The following is a 9511-nucleotide window of genomic DNA, read 5'->3' as shown; positions in this document are numbered from 1 at the left end:
GTGGGAGTAGGAGGTGTGGGAGTAGGAGGTGTGGGAGTAGGAGGTGTGGGAGTAGGAGGTGTGGGAGTAGGAGGTGTTGGGGTTGGGGTTGGCGCAGTGTCGTTGTCAGTAATGGCGACACTAACAGGGGAAATTGTGATGCTGTTATATTTAACATCGGTACTGGTAGAAGTATGCCCGATCGCCCCCGCATGATTTCCTTCCACAACCGTATCATCTGTAGCCGTTACTGTGACTGCTTTCGCCACATTCCAGTTAGTAGAGTCGAAGGTAATTGCACCGATCGCATTTATTTGATTTCCCGCATCAAAGCTGATAGTAACTGGTGCAGTTGGCTGGGAATTTAACTTGAGTGTAAAACTGCCTGTGGCACCGCCTTCTGTAGCAGTTGTGCTCTCCGGTGAAATACTCACACCCGTCGTGTCGTTGTCAGCAATCGTCGCAGTCACAGGAGAAATTGTCAGGTTATTATACTTGATATCGGTACTGACAGAGGTGTGAGCGATCGTGCCGCTGCGGGTTCCTTGGGCTATGCTGTCATCGATCGCACTAACAGTCACATTTTGCGCCACATTCCAATTATTCGGGGTGAAAGTGACAGGTGCGATCACACTAATTTGAGTCCCAGTGTCAAAATTAATCGTGACGTTTGCAGCAGGTGCGCTAGTCAAAACCACGCCGTAGGTAGCCGTTGCACCGCCTTCAGCAATATTTGTACTGCCTGCCGATTGGACAATAGAAATACCGGGACTATCGTTATCTGTAATCGATGCCGTCACATTGGGAATGACTTTCGCGTTATAATTAGCATCGGTACTGGTAGCTGTGTGAGCGATCGTGCCACTGTGGGTTCCTTGTGCTACATTGTCGTCGAGCGCAGTAACAGTGACAGTTTGAGCAACATTCCAATTAGTGTTGTCAAAAGTAAGAGGTGTGGCGATCGGATTAAGTTGATTGTCAGTATTGAAACTGATAGTAACCGGTGCCTTCGGTTCCGAAGTTAGCTGGATTTTGTAACTGCCATTTGCGCCGCCTTCTGTAGCAGTTATGTTCGTAGGTGCAATGCTGAAACCTGCCGTGTCATTATCGGTAATGGCGACGCTAACAGCCCCAATTGTGATGCTGTTATAGTTAGTATCGGTACTGGTAGCTGTATGGGCGATCGCACCTGCATGATTTCCTTCAACTGCATTGTCGTCCACAGCAGCCACTGCAACAGTTTGAGCGACATTCCAATTATTCGCTGTAAAAGTAAGTGCGGTAATTGGTTGAATTTGACTGCCTGTAGCTAAGTTAATCGTAACAGGTGCGATCGGTTGACTATTTAACTGAACAGTGTAACTTCCAGTTGCACCGCCTTCCGTTGCAGTCGTGCTGGCAGGATTAATCGTAATGCCAGGAGTTTCATTATCGCTGTTGCTGGCGCTGACATCATCGGGATTGAGATTGCTGTAATTAATGTCGGTACTGACAGTGGCAGCAGTGACAATATTGTAAGTTTTACTACCATCAGCAATGCTGTCGTCAACACCAGTCAACTTTACTGTTTGCAGTTCATTCCAGTTGGCAGGCGTGAAAGTTAAACTATTGCTAGAAACTGTTCCTTCTGCGGGATTGGAACTGCTCAAATCAATGCTAACATTAGCACTGGGTTGACTGTTAAGTTTAACGGTAAATGTAGCGCTGTCGCCTGCTTCTGTCGTCACTAATCCGCTGGCAGGATTGACGGTGACTCCGGCAGTGTCATCATTACCGATCGTAGTTGTAGCGGTAGCAGCGGTAATAGTCGGAGTCGGGCCGGGCGCAACCGGATTTGACAGAGTAACAGTAATAGTTTCATCCGGTTCAATTATGGCATCGCCCAACACATCTAAAGTAAGAGTTTTCGATGTCTCGCCCGCAGCAAAATTAACCGTACCAGTAATGCTAGTTCCCCCAGAAGTGCCGCCGATATTGTTGTAATCGCTGCTGTTTGTAGCAGTTCCTCCAATTGCATAATTTACACTGCTGGCAGCATCAATCCCGCCGCTGCGAGTCACGGTAAAAGTAACGGGAGTAGTGCCACTGTTGCCTTCGGTGAGGCTGGCAGTACCGACAGCAATGGCGTAATCTATAGCGTCATTGGCCGGAATAGTTAGTGTTGTTTCTTTTGTTGTACCTGCAATCCCATCAGTAATCGTACCAAAGCTGAACACTGCTGTTTCGGCGTTCTCTGCGATATTGTCAGCTTTGACAGTGACAGCAACATTCTGAGTGAGGGTGTTAGTACCTGCGGGGAATGTGAGAGTGGCAGGTGAAAAAGTGTAGTCTGAATCTTGGGTAGCTGTACTGCTGGGGTCGATAACAATTGGTACAACTAGATCGCTGAAGGGAGTGCCGCCGCTGATGGTGACTGGGACATTAACGATGGTATCTGTTGTTCCTTCTGTGCCGCTGTAAGTGGCTGCGCCGAAATTGACCTCAACGGTGGTATTCAGCAGGATGGAGACATCGTTAGAACCGCTATTGGCGGTGGCGAGATCGGGTTTGTTGTCGGCGTTAAAATCTTTGATGGCGATCGCTTTTGGGTTTGTCCCGACAGCATAATTAATGGGGTTATTAAAGGTGCCTTGACCGGTTCCAACTAGGATAGAAACGTTGTTTGATTGATTGTTAGCAACGGCGATATCGAGTTTGCTGTCGGCGTTTAAGTCGGCAACTGCGATCGAGGTCGGACTATCGCCTCCCGCTGCGTAGTTGGTGGCATTGGCAAAGGCACCTTGACCGGTGCCAAGTAGGATGGAAATGTTGTTAGAAACGCTGTTGGTGATGGCAAGATCGAGGATGTTGTCACCGTTAAAGTCTTCTGCTGCAATGGATGTTGGATTAGTGCCAACTGCATAATTTACCGGGATTGAAAATCTGTCTGCACCAGCGCCTCCCGTGTTGAGTAGGATGGAAACGTTGTTAGAAGCACTGCTAGTGATGGCAAGATCGAGGCTGCCATCGCCGTTAAAGTCTCTCGCTGCGATCGCCGTTGGATTTGTCCCCACCTGAGATGTATATTCAGGAGTAAAAAAGTTACCTTGAGCGTTTTTTAATCCGATGACAACGCGGCCGTTAACATCTGCTACAACTATGTCTGATAAGTTGTCTGCGTTAAAATCGCCTACACCGATCGCACTGAGTCGATTTTCCCCGGCACTAAAGGAAATGGAATTGCCAAAAGTACCTTGACCTGTTCCTGGTAAAATGTAAACGTAACCATTAGGAAATTCTCCACCAGACCAGCTAGTTAGGGCTAGGTCAAGAAAATTATCATTGTTAAAAATACCCGCTACGATTGGAGTGTAACTAGACGATTGATTCACGTTGGCAGGAGTGTCAAATCCTCCTTGACTGTTCCCTATTAACATGGAAACAGCCGTTCCGCCGATCGCTAAGTCTGGGATATTGTCGTTATTAAAGTTTTCGGCAGTCAGGGATTGGGGATTTGTGCCGACAGGAAAGTTGGTTGCGGAACTGAAAGTAGACATGATTAATTTACCGATTAGTTAACAACAGTAATCTTTGATGTTTCGAGTTGTGAAACTGATGCAAATCGCACCTAAGTTGCTGGCATCAGTGTCCCGACGATCGCAAGTACAAACAGGCTGCCTCCCACAGCGATAGTTACTATATTCCATACCGAAAATCTATCGTTAGGATTGTGGTTTGGGGCTGCTAAACTGTTCAGTTCATTCACAATCTCTTGAACAGGAAGCAAAACTATTACAGATAAAAAACTAACTAGCCAGTATGGGTCTGGCAGTCGGGCACACAGCGCAAGCCCAAACCAAGCAAGAGTCAGCAAGAATGGACTAAAGTTGGCATCAATACCGCGCAATTTAGCCCTATTTCTAATTTTCGTAATCAATGAATAACAAAAAATACCGTTGAAAACAGCTCTCCAAAATGGGCTAATGTCGTCTCCTGTTGCGGCTTTGAATAGCTGCCAGTTTTTGTAAAACCAAAAAATTTGATAGAGGCCCAAGGTTACTAGGGACATCACGAACAACTTGAAACGAGAAACAGGAAAAAACATTGGTTGTGAATCTTCGTTGTTCATATCAAAAACCTCATGGGTGGATACACTACTACTCGATCGGGACTTATACCCAATGCGGTCGATTATCAGGTCGATGGTAGGGGCGGGTTCACCAACAATATCTGCTAATAGACAATTTCAAAAACCCGCCCCGGCCGCGATCGTACTGTCGAATATCGGGGCGGGTTTACAGAATCTCTCGTTTCTCTTAAAGATATCCGCGAACCCGCCCCTACAGGAATTATGGTCGATTAACCGGACATCATATCAGTCCTATTGCTATTAGATTGAGCCAAAATTTGCGACACCGATCGCACTTGCCGTCACACCATTCAGAGATGCTAAAATCTCTCCGGTTGCGGACAAGCGGATGAATGTTGAACTGTTTTCTTGAGTAATTGACAATTGCGAGAAAGTCAGACCATTACCCAAAACTAACAAGTCTTTACCAACTTCAAAGTCAGTAATAGTATCAGTACCGGAATTGGTAGATAGCAAGAATTTATCTACCCCATTCCCTCCCGTCAAACTATCACTTCCCAAACCGCCATTCAGCAAATCGTCACCGCGATTGCCAAACAAGACATCATCACCGCTACTGCCGAGTAAAGTATCGTTACCTTTGCCGCCGAAAAGAGTGTCATTCCCCACCGCACCGTCGAGGGAATCATTACCCCTCAGACCCAGCAAAACATTATTTGGACTGTCGCCAGTCAGGGTATCATCGCCATTTGTACCGAGAATTCGATCGGGGGAATTGCTGCCCAAATCTGCGTCGCCGGTGACAACAGGAGTTGCAATCCCAGCAGGTAATATCACAGCTTGAATTTTGGTATCTAAAGCAGCACCAGTATTCTCAGTAACTACCTGGGAAATTGTCTTAGTTCCCGCACCAACTTCTTTGAAGTCTTGAGTAGTTGGGCCCAAAGCTACTTGTTGGACGCGGGCAAGTGATTCAGGAATTGATGTTCCTGTTGGGTTGGAGACAGCAGAATCAATGCGCTGATTTGCTGTTGCCATTACTGTCGCAGCTTGCGAGGCAATTGAGGTAACTTTTTGACTGTCGAAACTGGGTTCTATCTGCTGAATTTTCGCGGCAGCTTGCTGAATGATTGCTTCTAAAACTGCTGAAGAGCTCAGATTTAAAACAGTACCGGATTGAATTGGATCGCTAATTGAACTGACAACAGCCTTGACAATATCCTTGCTAGCTGCACTGGAAGTACCGTCAATCAAAGCGCTAGTTTGAGTGATGAAGTTTTGGACTTTCACCATTGCTGCTAAGACTTGGACGCCGCCCGGTTCGTTGTTGTTGGTGGCGCCGATGGGGTCGAAATCGGTGATGTCAACATCAGCGGGAATCGCCAGAGAAGATTTGACAAGAGATTGCGCTGTTTCCGGTGCAACTCCTTTGTCGATTAAGTCAGCGACTAAGCTGGTTAAGAGGGTGACAACAGTAGAATCGGGTGGTGCAGTGACTGGTGTTTCTAGGGGTAAGCCGGTGGCGGTGTCAGTACCTCCAAAAGCAACTAAATTACCTTCTGATGAATCAATTTCCCCATTTTGATTTTTGTCGAAAGTCTCGAAGGGAATATCAAGATCGTATTCACCGTTGGAGTCAGTAGTAGTTGATGGCTCTCCGGCATCGAGGACACCGTTTTTGTTGGCATCCAAGAAGAGAGTCGCACCGGAGATATAACCGTCAATGACAGCACCATACTTGGATAGTTTCATTAAAATGACATCACTTGCAGTTGCACCCCATGTGTCCGTTGCTGTTAATTTAATTTCCAAATTTCGGGGCCCTGGAATTGTTCCTTGGAAGGTGCGGGTATTCGGGTTGAAAGTCAGCCAATACGGTAAAGCTTCACCGTTTTTTAAAGTGGCTGAGTAGGTGAGGCTATCTCCAGGATCGGGATCTGTGAAAGTGTTTGTCGGAAAGGTGTATTTGAAGTTCCTTCCATAGCTGACTCGCAAGTTCTGGAAATGCCACGGAGTTGTATTCGGGCCGTAGTTTAACAGTGGCGGGTGATTGCCAACAATACCTTGACCCAAAGCCAGCACATCAACGCGCTTGTAATTAAGACCAGTGTGGGTAACGTTATCGTCTTCGTCGTCGCCGTCATTGATAGTGACACCGGTTGATTTCAAAAGGTCGGCGAACTCGGTTGGTGTTAGTCGGCGGCCTAATTTTTGCTGTGCTAACTGTTGGGCTAATACTGCGATACCACCAATGTGGGCTGTAGCTTGACTGCTACCGTGATAGGTGCTTAAACCGCCATCTTTGTCAGCCCCGGTGATCGGTGCCCCCGGAGCAAAAATTGTGGTTAATGTCCCGTTACGCTGAGAAAATGGAGCAATGCGATCGGCAGCAGTGGTATTAGCAGTTACTAAATACTTAGTGCTATTATCCTTATTTGCAAAATAATTTCCCAAAGAGGAACTATCTATATCCGAATTGTATACCGCGCTAACCGATAGCGAATTCGGATCGGCTGAAGGGTAGTTTACACCTGGAGGATTCTGGTACTGGAAGTAACGGTTGCCGGATGAAGAGGCAACAATTATATTCTTCGCGGCCAATGCTGCCAGTTCATCTCCTATACCGTAGAGTGAAGTAGGACTGGTAAAACTTTCACCGCTGCCGAATGCCATATTAACGCTGGCAATGTTGTAAGCATCTGCATTTTGCAATACCCACTGCAAGGCTTGTTCAACATACGGAAACTTATTAATTTCGTCGGAACTACCAGCAGGTATAGTATCCTTTCTGATTTTGAGGTCGATAATCTTAGCCCCTGGTGCCATCCCGGTATAGGTTGGGTCTTGAGAGGCAATAATGCTGGCAATGTTCGATCCGTGTCCGTCTTGGTCGCTAGCATCCGCGTCGCCATCGGCAAAATCGTAGTTATAAACGATGTGATCGCTAATGCCGTTTGAGTCGCTGTCAGGGCCAAAGAATGGGTGGTTTAAGTCGATGCCACTATCTAATATCGCTACAGAGAAACCGCGGCCGTCGATACCGGAAAAACCGGGTGTGGCGCGGAATTTGTCGAGATTTATTTGTGCATTGGATACACTGGCAGAGACCAACCGACCCTTTGGGTCGTTTCCGCCATCAAAACCATAGGAATATGATGCGTCCGAGAAGCTATTAGCGATCGGCGAACTGAATATATTAGTCTGGACGCTTCTGACAAGATTGTTGATGCCACTAATCGGAGTAAAACGCGGTGTGGCGAGGACATTATTGGCGAGGAAGTTGTTATTGATGTTGCCCGAAGAATTTCCAGTAGTTCCAGTCGTTGAAGTGGGCTGCGAAGTTGTAGCTGTGGAGGCAGGGCCTTCATATCCTGTGGTTGTGATACCGGCAAGGCGAGGCAAAGCAGACAAGTTTAAAGTGTATGGAGTCTCCGCACTATTAACTGAAGAAACTCGAATGCTGTAAGTGCCGTGTTCCAAAATCCGGTTTATTGACTTTGAAGTAGTGCCGGAGTTTTGGGCTGTTGTAATGACATTTTGATTGCTGTCCAGCAATTCAAGCTTAACATCTTCATTCACGCCATCGACTGATAAATTGAAGTCATTGTTAGCTCCTAAAGTGAATTTGTAGTAATCTGGATAATTACTACTCACTGCATCAGTATAGTTTCTGAGATTAGAAGTTGCATTGATTTTGAGGGATGTACTTGGAGTGTTTCCAGCTAAGTCTGTTGCTGGGGAATTGTTGGTAACAGCGACATCGGCTGCATTTAACCCGGAGTATTTGCTATCCGGACTAACAGCAGGGGCAGTAACAATTGTGTAAGCTTTATTGCCGTCAACAATGTTGTCGTTAACACCTGTCACTGTTACTGTCTGCGTTGAATTCCAGTTACCAGAATTGAATGTCAGCGATACAGGTGAAACTATTCCTTCTGCTGTATTGGAACTTCCTAAATCTATTTTGACATCAGCAGTAGGTGGGCTGTTGAGTGTGACATCAAATGTTGCTGTTCCCCCTGATTCTGTCGTGATTAATCCACTTACAGGATTAACGGTAATTCCAGCAGGTGTTGGGGCTGGTGTTGGGGTTGGTGTAGGAGGTGTTGGAGGGGTTGGAGGTGTGGGAGTAGGAGGTGTAGGGGTTGGAGGTGTGGGAGTAGGAGGTGTAGGGGTTGGAGGTGTGGGAGTAGGAGGTGTGGGAGTAGGAGGTGTGGGAGTAGGAGGTGTTGGAGTAGGAGGTGTTGGAGTAGGAGGTGTTGGGGTAGGAGGTGTGGGAGTAGGAGGTGTGGGAGTAGGAGGTGTGGGAGTAGGAGGTGTGGGAGTAGGAGGTGTGGGAGTAGGAGGTGTGGGAGTAGGAGGTGTGGGAGTAGGAGGTGTTGGTGTTGGGGTTGGCGCAGTGTCGTTGTCAGTAATGGTGACACTAACAGGGGAAATTGTGATGCTGTTATATTTAACATCGGTACTGGTAGCAGTATGCCCGATCGCCCCCGCATGATTTCCTTCCACAGCCGCATCGTCTGTAGCCGTTACTGTCACGGGTTTGGCAACATTCCAGTCAGTAGCGTCGAAGGTAATTGCACCCATCGCATTAATTTGATTTCCCGCATCAAAGCTGATAGTAACTGGTGCAGTTGGCTGGGAATTTAACTTGAGTGTAAAACTGCCTGTGGCACCGCCTTCTGTAGCAGTTGTACTCTGTTGTGAAATACTCACACCCGTCGTGTCGTTATCAGCAATCGTCGCAGTCACAGGAGAAATCGTCAGGTTGTTATAATTAGTATCTGTACTGACAGACTTGTGAGCGATCGTGCCGCTGCGGGTTCCTTGCGCTATGCTGTCATCTATCGCCGTCACAGTGACATTTTGAGCAACATTCCAATTATTCGGGGTGAAAGTGACAGGTGCGATCGCATTAATTTCATTGCCCGTGTCAAAATTAATCGTGACGTTTGCAGTAGGTGCGGTAGTCAGAAGTACGCCGTAGCTATCCGTTGCACCGCCTTCAGCAATAGCTGTTCCGCCTCCTGATTGGACAAGAGAAATACCGGGACTATCGTTATCTGTAATCGATGCTGTCACATTGGGAATGACTTTCGCATTATAATTTGCATCGCTACTCGTAGCTGTGTGAGAAATCGTGCCGCTGTGGGTTCCTTGTGCTACATTGTCGTCGAGCGCAGTAACACTGACAGTTTGAGCAACGTTCCAGTTAGTGCTGTCAAAAGTAATAGGTGTGGCGATCGGATTAAGTTGATTGTCAGTATTGAAACTGATAGTAACCGGTGCCTTCGGTTCCGAAGTTAGCTGGATTTTGTAACTGCCATTTGCGCCACCTTCTGTAGCAGTTATGTTCGTAGGTGCAATGCTGAAACCTGCCGTGTCATTATCGGTAATGGCGACATTAACAGCCCCAATTGTGATGCTGTTATAGTTAGTATCGTTACTGGTAGCAGTATGGGC

The 9511-nt window shown here is 47.0% G+C and carries 3 protein-coding genes; all 3 read right to left on the bottom strand.

Annotated features, from left to right (window positions below; translation table 11 throughout):
* A partial coding sequence (locus QUB35_RS37460; protein WP_333147931.1) for an FG-GAP-like repeat-containing protein occupies positions 1-3515 on the bottom strand: 3515 nt, incomplete at its 3' end.
* A 71-nt stretch (positions 3516-3586) separates the two neighbouring features.
* Positions 3587-4087, bottom strand: a complete 501-nt coding sequence (locus QUB35_RS37455; RefSeq protein ID WP_333147929.1) for a hypothetical protein — start codon at positions 4085-4087, stop codon at positions 3587-3589.
* 261 nt (positions 4088-4348) lie between these two features.
* A partial coding sequence (locus QUB35_RS37450) for a S8 family serine peptidase (protein WP_333147926.1) occupies positions 4349-9511 on the bottom strand: 5163 nt, incomplete at its 5' end.

The organism is Microcoleus sp. B13-B6 (genome assembly GCF_036705405.1).
Lineage (GTDB): Bacteria > Cyanobacteriota > Cyanobacteriia > Cyanobacteriales > Microcoleaceae > Microcoleus.
This window is presented reverse-complemented; position numbering and strand designations above follow the sequence as displayed.